23 protein-coding genes and 1 riboswitch are annotated in these 20,313 nt (G+C 75.4%); of the genes, 16 read left to right on the top strand and 7 right to left on the bottom strand.

The features are described 5' to 3' along the window. Positions 1-135 precede the first annotated feature (135 nt). On the bottom strand, positions 136-903 hold the full coding sequence (locus QOL15_RS06460; RefSeq protein ID WP_139197486.1) for an NADPH-dependent F420 reductase: 768 nt from the start codon (positions 901-903) through the stop codon (positions 136-138). Between QOL15_RS06460 and QOL15_RS06465 the strand changes: the two genes are divergently transcribed. The 4 genes from QOL15_RS06465 (at position 902) to QOL15_RS06480 (ending at position 2,748) form a co-directional block, all read left to right on the top strand. Further along, complete coding sequence (locus QOL15_RS06465) at positions 902-1,198, top strand: GNAT family N-acetyltransferase (protein WP_065965141.1); 297 nt, start codon at positions 902-904, stop codon at positions 1,196-1,198. The genes QOL15_RS06460 and QOL15_RS06465 overlap by 2 nt on opposite strands. Positions 1,199-1,217: 19 nt before the next feature. Further along, positions 1,218-1,679, top strand: coding sequence for a VOC family protein (locus QOL15_RS06470; RefSeq protein WP_071247505.1), 462 nt, complete (start codon positions 1,218-1,220; stop codon positions 1,677-1,679). Between the two features lie 87 nt (positions 1,680-1,766). Then, on the top strand, positions 1,767-2,237 hold the full coding sequence (locus QOL15_RS06475; RefSeq protein ID WP_065965143.1) for a MarR family winged helix-turn-helix transcriptional regulator: 471 nt from the start codon (positions 1,767-1,769) through the stop codon (positions 2,235-2,237). Positions 2,238-2,244: 7 nt separating this feature from the next. Next, complete coding sequence (locus QOL15_RS06480) at positions 2,245-2,748, top strand: metallophosphoesterase (RefSeq protein WP_065965146.1); 504 nt, start codon at positions 2,245-2,247, stop codon at positions 2,746-2,748. 14 nt (positions 2,749-2,762) lie between these two features. Here the strand turns inward: QOL15_RS06480 and thiD are convergent, their stop codons facing one another. The 3 genes from thiD to thiM all read right to left on the bottom strand — a co-directional run bounded on the left by thiD (position 2,763) and on the right by thiM (position 5,919). Next, positions 2,763-4,292 (bottom strand): bifunctional hydroxymethylpyrimidine kinase/phosphomethylpyrimidine kinase, encoded by a 1,530-nt coding sequence (thiD, locus tag QOL15_RS06485; RefSeq protein WP_071247414.1) that lies wholly within the window; start codon positions 4,290-4,292, stop codon positions 2,763-2,765. Next, positions 4,289-5,050 (bottom strand): thiamine phosphate synthase, encoded by a 762-nt coding sequence (gene thiE, locus QOL15_RS06490; protein WP_083393993.1) that lies wholly within the window; start codon positions 5,048-5,050, stop codon positions 4,289-4,291. The genes thiD and thiE overlap by 4 nt, the downstream gene beginning before the upstream one ends. Beyond that, positions 5,047-5,919, bottom strand: coding sequence for a hydroxyethylthiazole kinase (thiM, locus tag QOL15_RS06495; RefSeq protein WP_071247410.1), 873 nt, complete (start codon positions 5,917-5,919; stop codon positions 5,047-5,049). The genes thiE and thiM overlap by 4 nt, the downstream gene beginning before the upstream one ends. After that, a riboswitch (TPP riboswitch) is annotated at positions 5,908-6,004 on the bottom strand. (Overlaps the previous gene by 12 nt.) A gap of 202 nt (positions 6,005-6,206) precedes the next feature. Here thiM and QOL15_RS06500 point away from each other — a divergent pair. From QOL15_RS06500 to QOL15_RS06510, 3 genes are all read left to right on the top strand, one after another. After that, complete coding sequence (locus QOL15_RS06500) at positions 6,207-7,121, top strand: NUDIX domain-containing protein (RefSeq protein ID WP_071247408.1); 915 nt, start codon at positions 6,207-6,209, stop codon at positions 7,119-7,121. A 136-nt stretch (positions 7,122-7,257) separates the two neighbouring features. Then, positions 7,258-8,007 carry a phosphotransferase enzyme family protein gene (locus tag QOL15_RS06505; RefSeq protein WP_065964356.1) on the top strand — a complete coding sequence of 250 codons (750 nt, stop codon included), beginning with the start codon at positions 7,258-7,260 and terminating at the stop codon, positions 8,005-8,007. 77 nt (positions 8,008-8,084) lie between these two features. Then, complete coding sequence (locus QOL15_RS06510; protein WP_071247406.1) at positions 8,085-9,032, top strand: DnaJ domain-containing protein; 948 nt, start codon at positions 8,085-8,087, stop codon at positions 9,030-9,032. A gap of 47 nt (positions 9,033-9,079) precedes the next feature. Here QOL15_RS06510 and QOL15_RS06515 read toward each other — a convergent pair whose 3' ends face one another. Further along, positions 9,080-9,442, bottom strand: coding sequence for an RNA-binding S4 domain-containing protein (locus QOL15_RS06515; RefSeq protein WP_065964352.1), 363 nt, complete (start codon positions 9,440-9,442; stop codon positions 9,080-9,082). 61 nt (positions 9,443-9,503) lie between these two features. Here QOL15_RS06515 and QOL15_RS06520 point away from each other — a divergent pair, with 61 nt between their 5' ends. Together QOL15_RS06520 and QOL15_RS06525 are read left to right on the top strand one after the other, a co-directional pair. Continuing rightward, positions 9,504-9,878 carry a hypothetical protein gene (locus QOL15_RS06520; RefSeq protein ID WP_254784118.1) on the top strand — a complete coding sequence of 125 codons (375 nt, stop codon included), beginning with the start codon at positions 9,504-9,506 and terminating at the stop codon, positions 9,876-9,878. Between the two features lie 83 nt (positions 9,879-9,961). Then, the gene (locus tag QOL15_RS06525) at positions 9,962-11,116 is read left to right on the top strand and encodes a hypothetical protein (RefSeq protein ID WP_071247404.1); all 1,155 of its coding nucleotides are present in this window, start codon (positions 9,962-9,964) and stop codon (positions 11,114-11,116) included. Between the two features lie 56 nt (positions 11,117-11,172). Here the strand turns inward: QOL15_RS06525 and QOL15_RS06530 are convergent, their stop codons facing one another. Further along, positions 11,173-12,774, bottom strand: a complete 1,602-nt coding sequence (locus QOL15_RS06530) for a S1C family serine protease (RefSeq protein WP_083393992.1) — start codon at positions 12,772-12,774, stop codon at positions 11,173-11,175. Positions 12,775-13,058: 284 nt separating this feature from the next. Between QOL15_RS06530 and QOL15_RS06535 the strand changes: the two genes are divergently transcribed. From QOL15_RS06535 to QOL15_RS06555, 5 genes are all read left to right on the top strand, one after another. Beyond that, a complete protein-coding gene (locus QOL15_RS06535) occupies positions 13,059-14,111 on the top strand; it encodes an iron chelate uptake ABC transporter family permease subunit (RefSeq protein ID WP_071247402.1) in 1,053 nt (350 codons plus the stop codon). Further along, complete coding sequence (locus tag QOL15_RS06540) at positions 14,108-15,088, top strand: iron chelate uptake ABC transporter family permease subunit (RefSeq protein WP_071247399.1); 981 nt, start codon at positions 14,108-14,110, stop codon at positions 15,086-15,088. Before QOL15_RS06535 ends, QOL15_RS06540 begins: the two co-directional genes overlap by 4 nt. A 167-nt stretch (positions 15,089-15,255) precedes the next feature. Continuing rightward, on the top strand, positions 15,256-15,735 hold the full coding sequence (locus QOL15_RS06545; RefSeq protein ID WP_071247397.1) for an FHA domain-containing protein: 480 nt from the start codon (positions 15,256-15,258) through the stop codon (positions 15,733-15,735). Then, on the top strand, positions 15,735-16,439 hold the full coding sequence (locus tag QOL15_RS06550) for a MerR family transcriptional regulator (RefSeq protein ID WP_065964341.1): 705 nt from the start codon (positions 15,735-15,737) through the stop codon (positions 16,437-16,439). The genes QOL15_RS06545 and QOL15_RS06550 overlap by 1 nt, the downstream gene beginning before the upstream one ends. Positions 16,440-16,638: 199 nt before the next feature. Then, positions 16,639-17,199, top strand: coding sequence for a MerR family transcriptional regulator (locus tag QOL15_RS06555; protein ID WP_065964365.1), 561 nt, complete (start codon positions 16,639-16,641; stop codon positions 17,197-17,199). Positions 17,200-18,119: 920 nt separating this feature from the next. On the opposite strand, the gene QOL15_RS06560 is transcribed toward QOL15_RS06555, so the two are convergent. Beyond that, complete coding sequence (locus tag QOL15_RS06560) at positions 18,120-18,959, bottom strand: ParA family protein (protein WP_071247497.1); 840 nt, start codon at positions 18,957-18,959, stop codon at positions 18,120-18,122. A gap of 282 nt (positions 18,960-19,241) precedes the next feature. Between QOL15_RS06560 and QOL15_RS06565 the strand changes: the two genes are divergently transcribed. Next, complete coding sequence (locus QOL15_RS06565) at positions 19,242-19,745, top strand: peptide deformylase (protein ID WP_065964877.1); 504 nt, start codon at positions 19,242-19,244, stop codon at positions 19,743-19,745. Positions 19,746-19,913: 168 nt separating this feature from the next. Continuing rightward, the gene (locus QOL15_RS06570; protein WP_290439187.1) at positions 19,914-20,045 is read left to right on the top strand and encodes a hypothetical protein; all 132 of its coding nucleotides are present in this window, start codon (positions 19,914-19,916) and stop codon (positions 20,043-20,045) included. Positions 20,046-20,313 lie beyond the last annotated feature (268 nt).

A 20,313-nucleotide genomic window follows, 5' to 3' on the forward strand; every position in this document is an offset into this window, starting at 1 on the left:
CAGTTCTATCCGGACGCATGGTCTCGGACGAGCCCCAGTTCCGGGGTCGTCGGTGATGCCGGGACGCACGAGGGCGGTCCTCCGCCGCGCCGTGACGCTGGGGAGGACCGCCCTCGGTGTGCGGTGCCGGGCCGGCTACTGGTCCCGGTAGCGCTTCGCCTCGGCGAGCTTGCCGCGGAGCTCGTCCGCCGTGAAGCGGGGGCCGTAGCCGGGGGTGTCCCGCTGGATGCGCCAGCCCTCGGCGAGCGGCCCGGCGTCGACGACGTCGAAGCCGAACTCGTCGATGATCGCGGCCACGGTGCGCTTGGCGTCCTCGTCGTCACCGGCGACCACGAGGGCACGACGGTCCGGGGTGCCGGCCGGTGAGGCGTCGCCGGTGAGCGCGTCGGCTCCGATGTGGTTGAACGCCTTGACGACGTGCGCGCCGCGCAGGTGGTCCTGCAGGAGCTCGGCGGTCGTCGTGGTCTCGTCGTCGAGCTGCGCGATGTGTCCGTCGCGCTGCGGGTAGTAGTTGTTCGTGTCGATGACGACCTTGCCGACGAGCGGTTCGACGGGGATGGTCTCGATCGCCGCGAGCGGGGTGGTGACCACGACGACCTCGCCGGCCGACGCCGCCTCGTCGCGGGTGGCAGCGCGGGCGCCGTCGCCGAGCTCCGCCACGAGGTCCTGCAGCGTCTCCGGTCCGCGCGAGTTCGCGATGACGACCTGGTGGCCGTGCTGCACCGCGAGGCGTGCGAGCTGGGATCCGATGTTGCCTGCTCCGATGATGCCGATGACTGTCATGCGGGGTGCAACAGGACGAGCGCCTCGCCATTCCCGCGAGCGGGCCGCGGTGTCCGGTGGGGCCGTCCGGTCGCCGACGCTGCGACATCGACGGCGGGGTGAGGGGCATGATGGCCGCATGGCCCACGAGTTCCGCGACGAGACCGACCGCGACCGCTACGCGATGTACGTCGACGGCGTGCTCGTGAGCGTGCTCGACTACCGGGTCGGCGAGGACGCGGTGTCGTTCCCGCACACGTACACGGTGCCGGCGCACCGCGGACACGGCTACGCGGCGGAGCTCGTCGAGCACGCCGTGGCCGACGTCGAGCGCCGCACCACGAAGCGCATCGTCCCGATGTGCTGGTTCGTCGGCAAGTGGTTCGACGAGCACCCCGACAAGGCACCCCTGCTCAGCCGCAGTGCCGCGGACTGAGCCCGACCGGGAGGCGACGATGCCGTCCATCACCCCGTTCCTCTGGTACGACGACCAGGCCGAGGAGGCCGCGGAGCACTACACGAGCCTGTTCCCGGACAGTCGGGTCGACAGCGTCGCCCGGACGCCCGACGGCACCGCGCTCGTCGTCGAGTTCACGCTGCTCGGCCGGCCCTACCGCGCGATGAACGGCGGCCCCGGGCACCCGCACACCGACGCGGTGTCCTTCCAGGTCGACGTCGACACCCAGGAGGAGCTCGACCGCGTCTGGGACGCCCTGCTCGCGGACGGCGGGAAGCCGGTCGCGTGCGGGTGGCTCGTCGACCGGTGGGGTCTGTCGTGGCAGGTCACGCCGTCGATGATGGGCGACCTGATGACCGGGAACGGTGACCCGGAGGCGAACGCCCGGGTGTTCGCCGCGATGCGCGACATGGTGAAGCTCGACATCCCCGCGCTGCACGCCGCGGCGGCGGGTCGCTGAGGGATCGTCGGAGATGGTCGCCGGTAGGGTGACGGGACCGAACGGCGCCGAGCGGCCGGCGCCGTCAGCGACAGGCTGGAGACCGCGATGAGCAGCCCCGGGCCCGACCTCCGAGACGCCTCGATCGGCCGCGCGTACACCGAGCTCTCGCGCATCACCCGACGCGCGAGCATCCGGGCGCGCGGTGACGACGAGGTCCTCAGCATCGTCGACCAGTCCCTCGTCGACTTCGTCGTCCAGCACCCCGGGTGCATGGCGATCGACATCGCCCGCTACCTGCGCCTGAACCGGTCGACGATCTCGCGGCAGCTCTCCGGGCTCCTCGCGGCCGGGCTCGTGCGGACCACCGACGGCGGCTCGGGCAACGCCAAGCCGCTCGAGGCCACCGAGGCCGGACGGACCGCCCTCGAACGGTCGGTGCGCCTGCACCGCGACGCACTCGAGGAGCGGCTCGCCGAGTGGTCCGACGACGACGTCGCACTGCTCGCCGGCCTGCTCGAACGGCTCGGCGCCGCGGACGAGGCCGGGCTGCCGATGCCCGGACGCGCGGAGTCGTGAGCCGCCGGTGACGACGTCGTTCGTCCTGCTCTCAGACACCCACCTGCCGAAGCGCGCCAAGGACCTGCCCCCGGGCCTCTGGGCGGACGTGGACGCCGCCGACCTCGTGGTGCACGCGGGGGACTGGGTCGACCTGGCGACCCTCGACGCGGTGCAGGGGCGTGCGCGGCGGTTCGCGGGCGTCCGCGGCAACAACGACGGCCCGGAGTTCGACGACCGCCTGCCCCTCGTGGCGCGCTTCGCGGTCGAGGACCTGCGCTGGGCCCTCGTGCACGAGACCGGCGCGTCGACGGGCCGGGAGCGCCGAGCGGACGCGGCGTACCCGGACACCGACGTGCTCGTCTTCGGTCACTCGCACATCCCGTGGGACACCGTCGCCCCGTCGGGGATGCGGCTGCTCAACCCCGGGTCGCCGACCGACCGGCGCCGGCAGCCGCACCACACGTGGATGCGGGGCACGGTGTCCGGCGCCGACCTGTCCGTCGAGCTCGTGCGGCTGCCGCCGCGCTGACGCGTGCCGACGGATCAGCCCGTCGGCATGCGGAAGAACGCGAGCTCCCACGCCGTCGACACCCGGAACGCCCGGGCCATGCGGCCGCGCTCCTCGGCGCTCGCCGCGACCGCGTGCCGCTCGACCCGGTCCGTCGCCCCCGCCGAGGCCGCCGCGAACCCCGGGTCGCCGTACGCTCCGAGCCAGTCGGCGAACGGGTGCCCCTCCGGCGCCCGGCCGAGCTGCGTCCCGACCCAGGCGTAGACCCGGAAGCACGGCAGGACCGCGGCGGCCAGCACCGCCGCCGAGCCGGTGTCGGCCGCCCGCTGCAGGTGTGCGAGGTACCCGGCGCACACGGGGTGCACCGGGTCGTCCGCGTGCGTGCCGGCGAGCCGACGGTGGTGCAGGTCCCGCGCCTCGTCCGCGCAGCCCTGCGCCGCAGCCGCCCAGAAGGCGGACTCCGACCCCGCCGACACCCCGGACCCGGCCGAGCCCGCCGACCCCACCGGCTCCAGCCCCGACCCCGACCCGTCCCCGCTCGCCGCCCGCGCCAGCGCCTCGAGGTGCCCCTGGTACGCCCGCAGGTAGTGCACGTCCTGCGCCAGGTACCCCGCGAACACGTCCGCCGGCAGCGACCCGTCCCGCAGCCCGACCAGGAACGGTGTCGCGAGCGTCTCCTCGCGCACCCCCGCGACGTCGGCCCACCAGCGGTCCGTCCACCGCCGCTCCGGCAGCAGCGCGCGCACGGCGGCACCGTGGTCGACGGGTCCGTTCCCGCTCCCGACCCGCAGCGCGTCCGCCCCGCCGAGCGCCTGCCCGAGCCAGTCCTTCGCCTCGCCGACCGCGAGCTCCCAGTCGCCCGAGGCGGCCGCGAGCGTCGCGACCGCGCTCGACAGCGAGCACCCCGTCCCGTGCGTGTTCGTCGTCGCGACCCGCGGCGCCGAGAAGGTCCGCCGCTCGCCGGACGGCGACACGAGCTCGTCGTCCGCGGTCGGTCCGTCGTCGTGCCCGCCCTTCGCCAGCACCCGGACGTCCCAGGTCCGCGCGACGAGGAGCGCCGGGTCCGCGGCGTCGGCGTCCCCGGCGAGCTCCGCCAGCACGGCGAGCTCCGGTCGGTTCGGCGTCACGAGGTCGGCGAGGCCGAGCAGCGCGCGCACCGCGTCGGTGGCGTCCTCGTCGAGCAGCCGGTCGCCGCTCGTGGCCACCATCACCGGGTCGACGACGACCACCGGCGGCCGGTGCTCGCGGAGCCACGCGGTCACCTCGCGCACCACGGCCGCGGTGCCGAGCATCCCGACCTTCACGGCGTCGACCTCGACGTCGTCGGACACGGCGTCGAGCTGCTCCCGCAGGAACCGCACGTCGGGCACGTGCACCGACCGCACGCCGTGCGTGTTCTGCGCCACGAGCGCGGTCACCACGCCCATCCCGTAGCCGTCGTGCGCCGCGATCGCCTTGAGGTCGGCCTGCAGCCCGGCGCCGCCGGTCGGGTCGGTCCCCGCGATCGCCAGCACGCGCGGCACGACCGGACGCGGGTCCCCGCCCGCGACCGTCGGCCGGGTCACCGTCGGCCCCCGTCCGGCACGGCACCGGCCTGGAGGCGCGGATCGCCGCCCGCGGTCGGGTCCGGCTCCGTCCCGTGGACGGCTCCGACCCCGTCGCGGAGGTCGGCGACGCCGGCCCACGCCGCCAGGTACGCGACCGCCGCCGCGCCGGGGTCGGCCGCCGCGCAGATCCCGGACACCACGGCCACCCCGGCGACGCCGGCCGCGTGGAGCGCCGGGACGTCGTCGAGGCCCACGCCGCCGATCGCCACGCACGGCACGTCGGTGGCGGCCGCGATCCGCGCGACCCCCGCGTGGCCGAGCGGTGCCGGGTGGTCGGGCTTCGTCGAGGTGGGGTGCACGACCCCGACGCCGAGCAGGTCGACGGTGCCGCGGGGCAGCCGGTCGACGGCGGCCAGGTGCGCCGGCGTGTTCGCGGTGAGGCCGACGTGGGCGTCCGGGCCGAGGAGCGCCCGCGCGGCCGTCACGGGCAGGTCGGACTGTCCGAGGTGCACCCCGGCGACCCGGTGTCCGGCGACCCGGGCGGCGAGCGCGACGTCGAGGCGGTCGTCGACCACCACCGTGGCACGGTCGCCCACCGCGTCGGCGACGGCCGCGGTCAGCGCGAGCAGGTCCCGTGCCGAGGCCGTCTTGTCGCGCACCTGCACGGTCCGGACGCCGGCCTGTACCGCGGCGCGGACGACGCCGAGCACGCCGACGCCGTGCCGGTCGCAGAGCGCCCCGTCGGTGACCAGGTACACGCCGAGGTCGGCGGTCACGACCGGACGCCGTCCGTCGTGCCGGCACCGACCGGGGCGGCCGTGACCGTGACGCGGGCCTCGCGGACGACGTCGTCCGGGGTGAGCGCGGCCAGCCGGTCGAGGAAGAGCGGCTGGAACGTGCCCGGACCGCCGGCGTCCCGGGCGGCGAGCTCGGCCGCGACCGTGTGCACCACGGTGGCCGCGACGGCGGCCGCGCCGGGGTCGTCCGGGGCGACCGCGGTGAAGGCGGCGACGACGGCGCCGAGGGCGCACCCGCCGCCCGTGATCCGCGTGAGCAGTTCCGTGCCGTTCGCGACGCGCACCGTCCCGGTGCCGGGCGCGACCAGCAGGTCGACCGGACCCGACACGGCCAGCGCGCCCACGGTCCTCCCGTCCGACGCGGCGACGGCGGCCGCGAGCGCGTCGTCGGGGCCGACCGTGCTGTCCACGCCGCGCCCGCCGGCCGAGGCGCCGAGCACGGCGAGGACCTCGGAGGCGTTGCCGCGCAGCACCGTGGGACGGAGCGCGAGGAGCTCGCGGGCGAGCGCGGTGCGCACCGGGAGCGAGCCGACCGCGACCGGGTCGAGCACCCAGGGGGTGCCGGCGTCGACGGCGGCGGTGGCGGCCTCGACGGACGCGACCCGCGGCTCCGCGTGCGGCGTGCCCGTGTTCACGAGCAGGGCGTCCGCGACGCGGGCGAACGGCCCGGCCTCGGTCGGCACGTCGACCATCGCGGCCGAGGCGCCGAGCGCGAGCAGCACGTTCGCGGTCACGTTCTGCACCACCGTGTTCGTGATGCACTGCACGAGCGGTGCCCGGGCGCGGACGGCCTCGAGCAGTTCGGCGGTGCGGTGTGCCCAGGCAGGGGAGGGCGCAGCGTTCTCCATGGACGATCCCTTCGCGAGTACGAGCTCGAGCAGGTTCGACGGGTGTGATCTCAGCCGCCCGGTGGCGGCACCCCGTGTCTCGAGCGTCACCGTACACGAGCTCCGGGGCCCTGCGGGAGGGGCGTCGGCGAGCGTCCACCACCGGTCCGCCGCCCGGCCCGTGGTCCGGCCCGCCGCCCGGCCCGCGCTCGGTCCGCGCCCGGTCCTCCGGTCGGGGGACGGGCCGCGCGGTGACGTCCAGCGACCTCGCCGGACGGACCCGGGGGACCCTGTGCCAGGGTTGACGGGTGCAGCGCGCAACGCCTCCCGGACCGCCACCCGGCCCCCGCGACCCCGGGGACGCCTGGGCGGTCGGACCCGACGGCACCAAGGCCTGGGGCCGCTTCGGCGCCGCCGGGTTGCTCGTCGACGACGGCGCCGGACGGGTGCTCCTGCAGCACCGCGTCGAGTGGAGCCACCACGGCGGCACCTGGGGGATCCCGGGCGGCGCCCGCCACCAGGGCGAGGACCCCGTGCGCGCGGCGCTCCGCGAGTCCGCCGAGGAGGCCGGCGTGCCGGCCGACGGCGTCACCCTGCGGCACACGTCCGTGCTCGACCTGGGGTTCTGGACCTACACGACCGTCGTGGGGCGCGCCTCCCGGCCCTTCGAACCGGTGATCGCCGACCGCGAGAGCCTCGCGCTGTCCTGGGTGCCCGTCGACGAGGTCGACGACCTGCCGCTCCACCCCGGGTTCGGCGCCTCCTGGCCCGCGCTCCGTGCCGCGGTGCCGACCACCCCGCACGTCGTCGTCGACGCCGCGAACGTCGTCGGCAGCGTGCCGGACGGGTGGTGGCGCGACCGGGCGGGCGCGGCCGGACGGCTGCTCGACACCGTGACGGCGCTCGCCGCGGCCGGGTTGCCGGCGGCGTCGCTCGGGCTCGGGTTCACCCGGTGGTGGCCGCGGTGGACCGTGGTCCTCGAGGGCGAGGCCCGTGCCGCTGCCGACGCCGCGGGCGCGGTCGAGGTCGTGCGTGCCGAGGGGTCCGGGGACGACGCGATCGTGGCGGCCGCCGGAGCCGCCGTCGACGCGGGCGACGCGCCCGTCGTCGTGGTCACGGCGGACCGTGGCCTGCGGTCCCGCGTCGAGGCGCTCGGTGCCGAGGTGCGCGGCCCCGGGTGGTTCCGCGAGCAGGACCACGAGGGCGCTCCGACGACGCCCTGACCGCGATCGCGGGTGGGGGCAGCAGGGTGCTCCCGCGACGCCCTGACCGCGGATCGCGACCAGATCGCCCACCGGGGCCCCGTCGCCGGTACGCTGGCCCCCACGTCGACGGAGACGTGCCGACAGGAGGTCCACGATGGAACGCGTCACGAGAGCCGACGACCGTGTCCACCGTCCTGCGGGGCCGTGGACACCGACCGTGCACCACCTGCTCGCGCACCTGCACGAGCAGGGCTTCGTCGCCGCACCGGAACCGATCGCCCTCGGCGACGTCCTCGAGACGGTGACCTTCGTCCCGGGCACCGCGGGCAACTACCCGTGGACCGCGGAGATCGCGAGCGAGGCCGCGCTCGTCACCTCGGCCCGGCTGCTCCGGCAGTACCACGACGCCGCCGCCACGTACCCGCGCAGCGCAGCCGACGTCTGGTCGCAGGCCGAGCGGCTGCCGGTCGAGACGATCGTGCACGGCGACTTCGCCCCCTACAACTGCGTCTACGACGGCATCGCCGCGAGCGGCCTCATCGACTTCGACACCGCGCACCCCGGCCCGCGGGTCTGGGACGTCGCGAGCGCCGTCTACCGGTTCGCCCCCTTCACGACGGGCGTCGTCGAGGGGAGCACCGCACCGTCCCTGGGCGAGCGGCTCGCCCGTGCCGCGGAGTTCTGCCGCGCCTACGGCCTGGACGACCGGTCGCGCGGTGTCCTCGTCGACACGATGACGGCGTCCCTCGTCGCCCTCGTCACGACGATGGAGACCGAGGCCGCCGCCGGCAACCCGAAGTTCGTCAGCGACCTGGAACACGGGCACGCGGAGCTCTACCGCGCCGACGTGGCGTACCTCGAGGCGAACGCCGACGCGATCCGGGACGCCGTCACCGCGCCCTGACCGGCGGCAGGCGTCCAGCCGCCGTGCAGCCCGCACGCGGCCGGCTCCGACCCCGCCTCGGGTACTGTCGCAGGGCCATGACCGACAGCCCGGCCGACGCCACCCCCTACGAGGTCCTCGGCGTCCCCGCGACCGCCGACGACGACGACCTGCGCCGAGCCTACCGTCGCGCCGCCCGCGAGTCCCACCCCGACCTCGGCGGCGACCCCCGACGCTTCCGCCAGGTGCAGCTCGCCTGGGAACGCATCGGCACGCCCGCGGCACGCCGGGCCTACGACGCGGGATCGCGCGCCACGAGCGGGCAGGGCGCGTCCGGTCCGTCGGGCTCCTCGGTCTGGAGGGACGGCTCCGGTCGCGACGAGTACGCACCTCCGGCAGCGCGTCGCGACTCCCGCCCCCGGGCGCGGTCCCACGGACACCCCGGCGGTCGGTCGCGCGAGGTGTTCCTGCAGGCCGAGCGGGAGTGGGTCGGCCTCGGCGACCCGATCGAGGACCCGTACGACCCCGCGCTCGTCCGCTCCGCCCCGCGGCACGTCCGGCGCCTCCTCGGCGAGGCCCTGGCAGAGGAGGCCACCGCCGCGATCGTCGCCGGCATGGGCATCGGCGTGACGGTGTGGCACGACCTCGACGCCGGGGCCGAGGGCAAGCTCGACCACGCGGTGCTCACCCCGAGCGGGCTCTGGGCCGTCGAGTCGATCGACTGGGGCGGTCCGGTGCGCATCGAGCACGGCGAGGTCGTCGGCGAGACGCTCGCACCGGGGGAGCGGCCGGTCAAGGAACTCGTACGCGCGGCCCGAGCCGTGCAGAAGCAGACGCGGGTCCGCTTCACCGGGCGTCTCCTGGTCGTCCCCGACGGCGCCGTCGACGAGGACGTGCAGGTCGTCGGCTCCCCGCGGAAGCCCACGGCGTTCGTGGTCCGGCGCAGCGCACTCGGTCAGGTGCTCAGCGGCGTGTGGTCGCCCGAGGGCAGCGTCGACGTGTTCGACGTCCGCGACCGGATGCAGCAGACCGTCCGCTTCGTCTGACCGACCGGACCGGACCGACCGGGCCACGCTGACCGGACTGCGGGGGTTCAGTACCCGCGGAGCTTCTCGAGGTCGCGGCGCTCCCGCTTGCTCGGCCGCCCGGTCCCGGGGTCGCGCATCGGGACGAACCCGGCCTCCTCACGGGGGAGCCGCGGCGGCGTGCGGTCCTCGAAGTGCTTCGCGGCCTCGGGCGCGCTCGTGCGCTTGAGGATGATCCCCGTCACGACGACGATCCGGTCGAACCCGGCCTGGCGCACGCGGACCTCGTCGCCCGGACCGACCGTCTGCGCCGGCTTCGCGCGTTCGCCGTTCACCCGGACGTGGCCGGCCTTGCACGCCGCGGTCGCCGCGGAGCGGGTCTTCGTGATCCGCACCGCCCAGATCCAGCTGTCGACGCGTGCCTTGTCCATCCGTCCACCCTAGGCGTGCCGACCCGGCGCGACCCGGACCGCGCCCGCTACCGTCGGGAGCGTGCAGGACCACCCGAGCGACCACACGACCGGCGGCGCGACGGGCGGCGCGACGGGCGGCGGGGTCGACCACGCCGCGGCCCGTCCGCCGGCGCCGACCGGTCCCGTCGCACCCCCGGCGGCGACCGACCAGGACGCCCTCGCCCGGTCCCGCGCCCTCGCGGTGCTCCGCGCCGCGGCCCTCGGCGACCGGCTCGTCGTGCGCGCCCGGCACGGTGACGGCGCCCGGGACGCCCTCGGGGTGCTGACGGCCCGGACGGCGTCGACCGTCACGGTCGACACCCGCCGAGGCCCGGTCGAGGTCCCGCTCGACGACGTCGTGGCCGCGAAGCCCGTGCCACCGCCACCCGAGCGCCGACCCCGCCGGGCACCGTGAGCCACCACCGCCCGACCTCGTGTCCCGGACGCTCCCGGCGAGCCGCGTCCGTCCGCGCAGCACCCCACCCGTAGCCTCGGGGCATGCCCGCTCCCGTCCCCCTCGGCACCGAGGACCGGACCGCCCGGCTGACCCTCCGCCGCCCCGACCACTGGCGCCGCGAGGAGCACCCGCAGGCGGACCTCCGCCTCACCGGTGACGACGTCGTGCTCACCGTGCGGTCCCGCCCGAGCGAGCGCACCATCGCCGAGGAGCACACCGGTCTGCTCGAGCGGCTCCCGGGCTCGGTCGAGGGCCTCCGCCTGGTCGGCTGCGACGCCTGGACGGCCGCCGGTGCCCCCGCGCGCCTCGTCGAGTACGTGCGCCCGGACGACGAGCGCGACGTCGCCGGCGCCCACCTGCTGTTCGTCACCGGTCGGCACCGCGTCGACGTCACGGTCGAGCGCCCGCTCGCGCGCCTGCTCGCGACCGACGACCTCGTCTTCGCGGTCCTCGACGGCGTGCGGGCCACCGAGCCCGCTCCGGCACGACCGCAGCGGGAGCTCGAACCGCTCCCGGAGGCCCCGCCCGAGCCGCCCCTCGCCGGTCCGCGCATCAGCGCGGCCGCGCTCGGGACGCTCCAGGGGCTCGTCGGCCGACGCTGGAACCCGACCGTGCTCCGCACCGAGGCGGGCCGCGAACTCGTCGAGGCCGGCCTGGTCGGCCGGCTCGGCACCCTGCCGGAGCCGACGCAGGCGCTCCTCGTGCCCTGGCAGGACGGCACCGAGCCGGTCACCCTGGAACAGCAGCTGCCCGACGGGCGCAGGACGCGCCTCCAGGCCTGGTCCGACACCGTCGTCGACGGTGCCGACGACGTCGTGGTCGCGTCCCTGCCGCCCGAGCGGACGGTCGCGCTCCTGGCCGGGCGGCTCGGCATCGGTCCGACGTGGACCTTCCCGTTCCGCACGGGGTCGCTCCGGGCCGACCTGCTCGCCCGCAGGGCGGGCGGCGGACCCGACGTGCCGGACCTGCCGCCGGCGGTCGCCGACGGCGACCCCCGCCTCGCCCGCTTCTGGGCCGCTCCGTGGACCGTGTCGCACCTGCGCCGTCCCGGCCGCCCGGAGCCCGTGACGATCGTGCACGCTGCCGGTCACGGCTTCGCGCGCGTCGGACGCACGGTCGCCGGGGAGACGGCCTTCCGGACGGACTCCCCGGCGAACGTGTACCGGAGCGTGGTGCGCGCGGTCCTGACGCCCTGACGCCCTGACCGGGTCGGCGGCGGTCGTCCCGGTCCGGGGCGGCCGTCGCTCCGCGGCTAGGCGGCGGGGCCGGCCGTCAGGGTCACCGTCACGGTCTTCGCCGCACCGGTGGCGTCGGTGTAGCCGACCTGGACGCGGTCACCGACGGCGTGGGTGCGGACCGCGGCGGTGAGGGCGTCGCTGCTCGTCACGGCGGTGCCGTCGAGGCTCGTCACCGTGTCGCCCGCGACGAGACCGGCAGCGGCCGCGCCGGAGCCCTCGACGGTGCCCGCCACCGCGACGCCCGTCCCCGTGCCCTGCGCCGAGGACACCTCGACGCCGAGGAACGCCGGCAGGCCGATGGTGACGGTGTCGGACGCCTCGCCGGACAGGATCTGCGAGGCGATCGCCTTGGCGGTCGCGATCGGGATCGCGTAGCCGGTGACGTCGGCCGAGCCGGAGGACGCGGCCGTGGCCATGCCGACGACCTCGCCCTCGGCGTCGACGACCGGGCCGCCGGAGTCGCCGGGCACGATGTCCGCGGCGACCTCGATGAGGCCCTGCAGCGACTCGGTCCCGGTGCCGGACTCGCTCTGCACCTGGATGTCCTGACCGAGTGCGGTCACGGTGCCCTGCGCGGCGACGAGGTCACCGGTCCCGCCCGCGTTCCCCACGTCGGTCACGGTGTCGCCGGTCCGCGGCTCGCCGTCGTCGTCGAGCGTCACCGTCGACAGGCCGGAGGCGCCCTGCAACCGGAGCACGGCGACGTCGTGCGTGGCGTCGGTCCCGACCACCTGGGCGGTGTACTGCTTCCCGGTCGTCTCGTCGGTGGCCGTGATGCTCGTCGCGCCCTGCACGACGTGGTTGTTCGTCAGGACCGTGCCGTCCGCCGTCAGCACCATGCCCGTACCGGCCGCGCGGGACGAGTCGTCGTACCCGACGACGGTGTCGATCGTGACGACGCCGCGCTGCTGCGCCGCGGTGGCCGGGGTCGCGGCGGACTCGGTGCCGGTCCCGCTGCCGGTGCTGCCACCGGTGCCGGAGCTGCCGCCCGTGCCGCTCCCGCCCCCGGGGACGGTGAAGCCGTTCGTGCCGGAGCCGCTGCCGGTGCCGGTGCCGGGCAGGGTCGTCGACCCCTGCGACTGGCTCGAGGTGGTCGTGGTGTGCTGCGAGGACAGGCCGAACGCCGTGCCGCCGGCCGCACCGACGATCGCGAGGGCCGCGACGCCCGAGCCGATCGCCAGGCCGAGGCGGCGCCTCCGGCCACGCCGGTCCGCGGTGCCGCCCCACGCGGGGGAGGCGTGGTCCGCGCTCGCGGCCGCCGTCGCCCACCCCGCGGACGTGGAGCCCGCGGCCGTGCCGGGCGTCGTGGTCCCGGAGCCGGCCGTACCGGGCCCGCCGACGCCGCCGAGCGCCGTGCTCCCGACGAGGAAGGGACCGCGGCCGTCCGACGCGTAGGCGTAGGGGCCGGAGCCGTCCTGGCCGTACAGCCACGGGCCGCTGCCGTCGAACGCGTACGCCGCGCGGAGCGAGGCCCGGTCGGCGTGCGGCGCCTCCGGTCCGGACCACGGTCCGCGTGCCGCACCGGGGGCCGGCTGTGCGGTCGCGGAGCGGTCGGCGTCGTGCTGACCGAGGCCGTGCTGGTCGTCGGCCGGTGCGGGGTTCGTGGTCTCGTTCATCGGTGCTCTCCGGTGGTCCGTCGCCGACCCGGGGCTCGCGCCGCCGGTGTCGATCCGTCCTCGACGACCCGGGCGGGTGTCGATGGAGCAAGTACAGGAGCCGAACCCATGACGACCCTATGAGCGAGCCACGTGTGACCTCCGCGCTCGCCACGAGGAGGCCGCACGCGGCGACGACCGTGCGGGCACCTCGTCCCCGGCCGTCGTCGTCCGTGCCCGCGCGGTCGGGGGACCCGCCCCACCGGTCCGGCTCGGCGGCCGCGGTTAGGCTGACGACACCGCCCATGCGCACGTCCTCCTCCCGAACCCCCGCACGCCGCCCGCGATCCGCACCGGCGTCGCGCAGCCGTCTCGTCCTCGCCACCGTGCTCGCCGTGGTCGTGCTGCTGGTCGCCGTCGCACTGTCGGTCGCCCTCGGGTCCCGTCCGATCCCGCTCGGGACCGTGGTCGACACCCTGCTGCACCCCGGCAGGCAGGACGAGGTCGGGCTGATCGTCCTCGGCAACCGCGTCCCCCGCACCGTCGTCGGGCTGCTCGCCGGTGCCGCGCTCGGGGTCGCCGGCGCCGTCATGCAGGGCGTCACGCGGAACCCGCTCGCCGACCCCAGCGTGCTCGGCATCAACGCCGGTGCAGCACTCGCCGTCGTCGTCGGCATCGCGGTCCTCGGGATCAGCGGGACCGCCGCCTACCTGCCCTTCGCGTTCGTCGGCGCCGGGCTCGCCGCGCTGCTCGTCTACGGCGTGGCCGCGGTCGCCCGCAGAGGCCTGTCGCCCGTGGGCCTCGCGCTCGCCGGGGCCGTCGTCGCGGCCGCCCTGTCCTCGGTCACCACCGCGGTGCTCGTGACGAGCCAGAGCCTGCTCGACCAGCTGCGGTTCTGGCAGGTCGGGGCGCTCGCGGGCAAGGACCTCGGGACCGCCGGGGTGATCGCCGTGCCGGTGCTCGTCGGACTCGTCGTCGCCGCCGCACTCGGGCGCTCGTTGAACACCCTCGCGCTCGGCGACGAGCTCGCGGCGTCGCTCGGACAGCGTGTGGTGCTCGTCCGCGTCGTCGGCGGCGTCGTGACGGTCCTGCTGGCGGGGTCGGCGGTCGCCGCCGCGGGGCCGATCGCGTTCGTCGGCCTCGCCGTGCCGCACGCCGTCCGTCGGCTGAGCGGATCCGACCAGCGCTGGACGATCCTCCTGTCCGCCCTGGTCGCGCCCGCGCTCCTGCTCGTCGCCGACGTCGTGGGCCGTCTCGTGGCGTACCCGGGGGAGCTGCAGGTCGGCATCGTGACCGCGCTCATCGGTGCCCCGGTGTTCATCTGGCTCGTGCGCGCCCGGGTGGTGACCGGCCTGTGACCGCCGTCCGTCGCGAGGTCGCCGTCCTCGGCGGGGTCCTCCTGCTCCTCGTGGCCCTCGTGCTCGTCGGTCTCGGCGTCGGGGAGATCCCGCTGTCCCCGCTCCAGGTCGCCGGAGCGCTCGTCGGGCACGGCGACACCGTGTCGGACTTCGTCGTCGGGCAGCTCCGCGGGCCCCGGGTCGCCGGTGCGGTCCTCGTCGGCGCGGCGCTCGGCGTCGCGGGCGGCATCGTGCAGAGCGTCGTGCGGAACCCGATCGCGAGCCCCGACGTCATCGGGGTGACGTCCGGGGCGAGCGCCGCCGGGCTGACCGCGATCGTGCTGTTCGGTGCGAGCGGCGGCACCCTGTTCGCGGCCGTCGTGGTCGGGGCCGTGCTCGTCGCGGTCGTCATCGCCGCGCTGTCCTGGCGGCGGGGGATCACCGGCAACCGGGTGGTCCTCGTCGGCATCGGCGTCGCCGCGGTCTGCCTGAGCGTCACCGGCTGGCTCCTCACCTCCGGGTCCGTGCAGCAGGCCGGGACCGCGCTCCTCTGGCTCTCGGGTAGCCTCAACGCCGTCGACCGGACGCTCGTCGGCGTGCTCGCGGTCACGGTGGTCGTCCTGCTCACGGCGGCCCTGCTGCAGTCCCCCCGGCTCACGGTGCTCGCGCTCGGGGACGACGTCGCCGCCGCGCTCGGACTGCGGCCGGACCGCGCGAAGGTGCTCCTCCTGCTCACCGCCGTGTGCCTGACCGCGGGGGCGGTCGCGACCGCGGGGCCGGTGTCCTTCGTCGCGCTCATGGCCGCGCCGATCGCCCGACGGCTCGTCGGCAACGGTCGGGTCGCCCTCGGGCCGATCGCGGCCGTCGGCGCCGTGGTCACGCTCGCGAGCGACCTCGTGGCGCAGTTCGCGATCCCGGGGAACGCGCTGCCCGTGGGCGTCGTGACCGGGGTCGTCGGCGCGCCGTACCTGCTCTGGTTGCTCGCGCGGGGGCGCTGACCGACCGGTCGGAGCGGCCGGGTACCTGTCCGTCGTCGGTGTGCGGGGCGGGCATCTTCGATGCGTTCCCTGGGCGTCGGCTGTCGCTTTCTCCACAGCCTCGTTCGGGGCTCCCGCACGGTCACCGGTTTCCGATACGCTGGGGCGCCAAGAGGAGGAGGTCCACGATGCCAGATCCAGTGGTCCCGCAGCACGGCGGTCAGAAGACCCCGGAGCAGCGGCTGGTCGACACCACCCTGACCTTCAGCATGGACATGGGGGCGGCACTCACCCCCGAGTCCGGGGTGTCGGTCGAGGAACGCGACGCGATCAACGCGTTGCCCTCCGGCTCCGCCCTGCTGGTGGTCCGACGCGGTCCGAACGTGGGCGCGCGGTTCCTCCTCGACTCCGACGTCACGACGGTCGGTCGGCACCCCGACGCCGACATCTTCCTCGACGACGTCACGGTGTCCCGCAAGCACGCCGAGTTCCTCCGCCAGGGCACCGCCTTCAGCGTCAAGGACAACGGCTCGCTCAACGGCACGTACTTCGACGGCGTCCGGATCGACGAAGCGCTGCTCACCGACGGGGCCGAGGTCCAGGTCGGCAAGTTCCGCCTCACGTTCTACGCATCACGGGTCGACCTGGCGCGCCTGGCGAACGCGTAGTGGCCGGGCGGTCCGCCGCGGCCCTCACCGGTGCCGCGGTCCCGGACCTGCTCACCATCGGGCAGGTCCTCGCTCGTCTCAAGCCCGAGTTCCCCGACCTGTCGAGCTCGAAGCTGCGCTTCCTCGAGGAGCGCGAGCTGGTCACTCCCGTGCGCACGGCGAGCGGGTACCGCAAGTTCTCGGCGGCCGACGTCGACCGGCTGCGGATCGTCCTCGGGCTGCAGCGTGACCACTACCTGCCGCTCAAGGTCATCAAGGACTACCTGGCCGACCTCGACGCCGGGCGCGATCCGGTGTTGCCGGGCGGGGGAGACGCACCGAAGCCCTCGATCCTGGGCCGCGAGCGTCGGTACACCCGTGACGAGACCGTCCGTGCCGCCGGGGCGTCGCCGATGCTGCTCTCCGACGCCGTCTCCGCGTCGCTGCTACCCGCGGCCGACACCTACACGGACGACGCCGTCGCGGTGCTCAAGGCGCTCGTCGACCTCCAGCGCACCGGGATCGAACCGCGCCACCTGCGCAGCATGCGCGGCGTCGCGGAGCGCGAGGTCGGGCTCATCGAGTCGGCGCTCATGCCGGTCTCCCGCCGCGGGGACGCCACGTCGCGCGCCAAGGCGACCGAGATGGCCCGCGAGATCGCCGCCCAGCTCGAGGTGATCCGGTCGAGTCTCATCCGGTCGGCCATCGGTCGTCTCGACGCATGAGCAGCAGATCCGCGCCGGTCGTGACTGCTCCCGCCCCTGTCGGCGGTCGGCGGTCGGGGCGTATCCTCGACACGCCGGACGCGCCGAGCCGGATGTGCCGCGTGCGGAGCACCCGAGTCGCTACCGTGGACCCCGGAACAACTCTCAACCCGTCGTTGAACCTTCGGGTGGGAGCTCGAACGTCGTGGAAGGCATGCACATGAGTGGGACTGACACCCCCGGTACCGAGTCCGACATGACTCGGTACGACCTCGGTCTGCTCTTCACCGACGGTCTCCCCGAGCACGACGAGCAGAACGGCTACCGCGGCACCGTCGCCGCCCGAGCCGCCGGCATCTCGTACCGCCAGCTCGACTACTGGGCCCGGACCGAGCTCGTGCAGCCCACCATCCGCGGTGCCGCGGGGTCGGGTTCGCAGCGGCTCTACGGGTTCCGCGACATCCTCGTCCTCAAGCTCGTCAAGCGACTGCTCGACACCGGCATCTCGCTCCAGCAGATCCGCACCGCCGTGAACCAGCTCCGTGAGTCCGGCGTCTCCGACCTGGCCCAGACGACGCTCATGTCCGACGGCGCCTCGGTGTACCTGTGCACGTCGGACGACGAGGTCATCGACCTGGTCTCGCGCGGGCAGGGCGTGTTCGGCATCGCCGTCGGCAAGGTCCTGCGCGAGGTCGAGAGCTCGCTCGTCGAGCTCGACGCGACCCCGGCTGCCGACCCCGACGACGAGCTCGCCGCCCGCCGGGCATCGCGCGCTTCCTGATCCGACCGGGTCACCCGCGCCGCGCCCGTCCGCGAGTGCCACGTCCGGTCCGTTACGCCCGAAGCGCGCACGTTCCTGAGCGCCATACTTGTCACCCTCGACGCACGCACGTTCCTGAGCGGGCCACATCCGTCACCCTGAACGCACGCACGTTCCTGAGCGCGCCACATCCGTCACCCTGGACGTGCGCACGCGCCGGATTCCGCGCGCTCAACGGAACCCGTGCGGCGCGTCCTGCTCGCTCGACGGCGTTGGCAGTACGCGGTCGGGATCGGGGTCCAGGACCTTGGGGGCCGGATCAGTGAGTGACGCCGCCCGGGCGAGCTGGATCAGCCAGTGACGCCGCCCGGGCGAGCCGGAACGCGACCCGGGCGATCGAGGCGTCCCGGTGGTGAGCCGGGCGATCGAGGCGACCCGGTTGCGAGCCGAGCACCCGCGGTCGTGACCCGCCGTCGCAACGGAGGTCGTGCCTCCCGGACGCACCGTCGAGCGCGAGCGAGCAGGACGTGCCGCGTGCGCGTCGTCGCGTGGGCGGTCGACGTCGCTGCCGGGCCGCGAGCGTGACAGGAACGGCCCGTTCGGCTGAGGGCCGCCCCGCCCGTCGTCTGCCGTCGGGAAGGAGCGAGCGAGCGAGGGCGAGCGAGCAGGACGTGCCGCGTGCGCGTCGTCGTGTGGGCGGTGCACGTCGCTGCCGGACCGCGAGCGTGACAGGAACGGCTCGTTCAGCTGGGCCCCGCCCGTCGTCCGCCGTCGGGCACGAGCGAGCACGACGTGCCGTGTGCGTGTCGTGCCGCGGGCGCGGTACGTCGCCCGCGGGCCGCGAGCGTGACGGAAGATGCCCGCTCGGCGCTGTCGACCGACGCCGACCGGCAAGCCGGCCAGACGACCGCAGGACGGCCGACAGGCCGCCCCCGCGCGCCCTACGCCGTGACGGCCCCCGCGGCAGCCCCGGCCCCGCCACCGTCGGCGTAGGGACCGATCTTGCCCGTGCGCATGATGCGCTCGAGCAGCTGGTCGAAGTTCCGCGCCATCTCCTGCGCCGACTCGCCGGGCCAGACGTGCAGCGGCTTCGCGGCACCCTGCGCCTGCTGCAGCGACGTGCGCTCCGGCAGCTGCGGGGAGAGCACGAGCGGCCCGAACATGTCGCGCAGCTCCTTGATGCGGAACTGGTGCTCGAGCGACTGCACGCGGGCACGGTTCACGATGATGCCGAGCGGCTGCAGGCGGGGGGAGAGACCGCGGCGGATCTCCTCGATCGCGCGGAGGGCACGGTCGGCGGCGGCAACGGAGAACAGGCCCGGCTCGGTGACGACGGTCACGCGGTCGGACGCGGCCCACGCGGTGCGCGTGAGGGCGTTGAGCGACGGCGCGCAGTCGATGAGGACGAGCTCGTAGTCCTGCTCGACGTTGGCGAGTGCCTCCTCGAGCTTCCAGATGTCGCGGATCGACGGGTGCGGCCCGTCGAAGTTGATCGCCGAGGGGGAGCCCACGAGGACGTCGACCTTGCCCTGCGAGCCCTTCGTCCACCCCGACGGTGCGATCGCCTGACGGACGATCTTCTCCTTCGGGTTCTCGAGGACGTCGGCGACGTTGAGGTGGCCGGAGATGTCGATGTCGAGGCCGGTCGAGACGTCGGACTGCGGGTCGAGGTCCACCACCAGCGTGCGCAGTCCCCTGGCGAACGCGGCCGAAGTCAGGCCGAGCGTCACCGTCGTCTTGCCGACACCACCCTTGAGGGAGCTCACGCTGAGTACATGCACGGTGAGCCACGTTACCGCCACTAGGGTTGTGACACCTCAACCCGCGCTGGGAGGGTCGTCGAGTCCAGCAGGTTCCCCGTCGCGCGACGGAGGGCGGATCGCCGTCCCGGCCGCCGTCCGGCAGGGTCTGCACCGGGTCCCGACGGCCACCGACGGACCGGTCCGTCCGGGCGTGGTCGAGGTGAAGGAACACGCGGCCGCCGACCGGTACCGACGGCCGTCCCGCGACCCCGACGGTGCCGTGCGCGCCCGTCGACGACCTCCTGGTGGTGCTGCAGCAACGTGACCGTCCGTCCCATCCGCCTGTTCGGTGATCCCGTCCTCCGTTCGCCCGCCGACCCGATCGCGCCGGCCGCGCTCGGCTCGCAGGGCATCCGCGACCTCGTCCAGGACCTCCTCGACACCGTGCGCGAGCCCGGTCGGGCCGGTGTCGCGGCGCCGCAGATCGGCGTCGGGCTCCGGGCGTTCTCGTACAACGTCGACGGCGTGGTGGGGTACGTCCTGAACCCCGAGGTGGTCGCAGTCTCCGGCGAGCCCGAGCTGATGGACGAGGGCTGCCTGTCGGTGCCCGGCCTCGCCTACCCGACCCGGCGCCACCCGCACGCCCGCGTGGAGGGCGTCGACGTCGACGGCCAGCCGGTCGTGCTCGAGGGCGACGGCCTCATGGCGGAGGCGCTGCAGCACGAGGTCGACCACCTCGACGGCACGGTCTACGTGATGACGCTCGACCCCGAGCTCCGACGGCAGGCGCTGCGGGACATCCGGTCGCAGGACTGGTTCCACTGACCGCGTGCCGGTGACCCGGCGGAGCCGAGGGCGCACCGACACCGCACGTTCGCGTGCGGGGAACCGTGACACCCCTTCGCGGGATTGCCACGGGGGGCCCGACGCGAGGTACGGTGTCCGCGTCGGCACCCACCGACGCGTCACCCCACCCCCATCAGGACACCCCGCATGACCGTTCAGAACGACGAGCTCAGCTCGCACCGCACCCGCACCAACCGTCGCCCAGACCCCACCCCGGTGGCGACCTCCTCGATCGCCGTCCTCGACGTCGCCGACGCGTCGCAGGAGCCGCAGCGCTGACCCCGCGCGGGTCGTGCCCCGCGGACAGCCCAGCACGGACCGGACCCGGTGCCCCTCCCACGAGCGGCACCGGGTCCGCTGCCGTCCGGCAGCCCGTCCGGGCGCAGGCCGGGAGGCGCGGTGCCGGTCCCGGGACCGGCCGCCGGTCGTCCGCCTGACCGACCGCACGACCCGGTGCCGGCCCGGGACCGGCCGCCGGTCGTCCGCGGGACCGCCCGCGCGACCCGGTGCCGGTCCCGGGACCGGCCGCCGGTCGTGCTGGTGACGG

The sequence above is a fragment of the Curtobacterium sp. MCBA15_012 genome (genome assembly GCF_001864935.2).
Lineage (GTDB): Bacteria > Actinomycetota > Actinomycetes > Actinomycetales > Microbacteriaceae > Curtobacterium.

Bases quoted from the DNA above. Each gene is read 5' to 3' on its own strand.
- QOL15_RS06530 (WP_083393992.1), bottom strand. From the start codon at position 12,774: ATGAACGAGACCACGAACCCCGCACCGGCCGACGACCAGCACGGCCTC.
- QOL15_RS06535 (WP_071247402.1), top strand. From the start codon at position 13,059: ATGCGCACGTCCTCCTCCCGAACCCCCGCACGCCGCCCGCGATCCGCA.
- QOL15_RS06465 (WP_065965141.1), top strand. From the start codon at position 902: ATGGCCCACGAGTTCCGCGACGAGACCGACCGCGACCGCTACGCGATG.
- QOL15_RS06475 (WP_065965143.1), top strand. From the start codon at position 1,767: ATGAGCAGCCCCGGGCCCGACCTCCGAGACGCCTCGATCGGCCGCGCG.
- thiM (WP_071247410.1), bottom strand. From the start codon at position 5,919: ATGGAGAACGCTGCGCCCTCCCCTGCCTGGGCACACCGCACCGCCGAA.
- QOL15_RS06470 (WP_071247505.1), top strand. From the start codon at position 1,218: ATGCCGTCCATCACCCCGTTCCTCTGGTACGACGACCAGGCCGAGGAG.
- QOL15_RS06460 (WP_139197486.1), bottom strand. From the start codon at position 903: ATGCGGCCATCATGCCCCTCACCCCGCCGTCGATGTCGCAGCGTCGGC.
- QOL15_RS06505 (WP_065964356.1), top strand. From the start codon at position 7,258: ATGGAACGCGTCACGAGAGCCGACGACCGTGTCCACCGTCCTGCGGGG.
- QOL15_RS06570 (WP_290439187.1), top strand. From the start codon at position 19,914: ATGACCGTTCAGAACGACGAGCTCAGCTCGCACCGCACCCGCACCAAC.
- QOL15_RS06525 (WP_071247404.1), top strand. From the start codon at position 9,962: ATGCCCGCTCCCGTCCCCCTCGGCACCGAGGACCGGACCGCCCGGCTG.
- QOL15_RS06515 (WP_065964352.1), bottom strand. From the start codon at position 9,442: ATGGACAAGGCACGCGTCGACAGCTGGATCTGGGCGGTGCGGATCACG.
- QOL15_RS06510 (WP_071247406.1), top strand. From the start codon at position 8,085: ATGACCGACAGCCCGGCCGACGCCACCCCCTACGAGGTCCTCGGCGTC.
- QOL15_RS06555 (WP_065964365.1), top strand. From the start codon at position 16,639: ATGAGTGGGACTGACACCCCCGGTACCGAGTCCGACATGACTCGGTAC.
- QOL15_RS06545 (WP_071247397.1), top strand. From the start codon at position 15,256: ATGCCAGATCCAGTGGTCCCGCAGCACGGCGGTCAGAAGACCCCGGAG.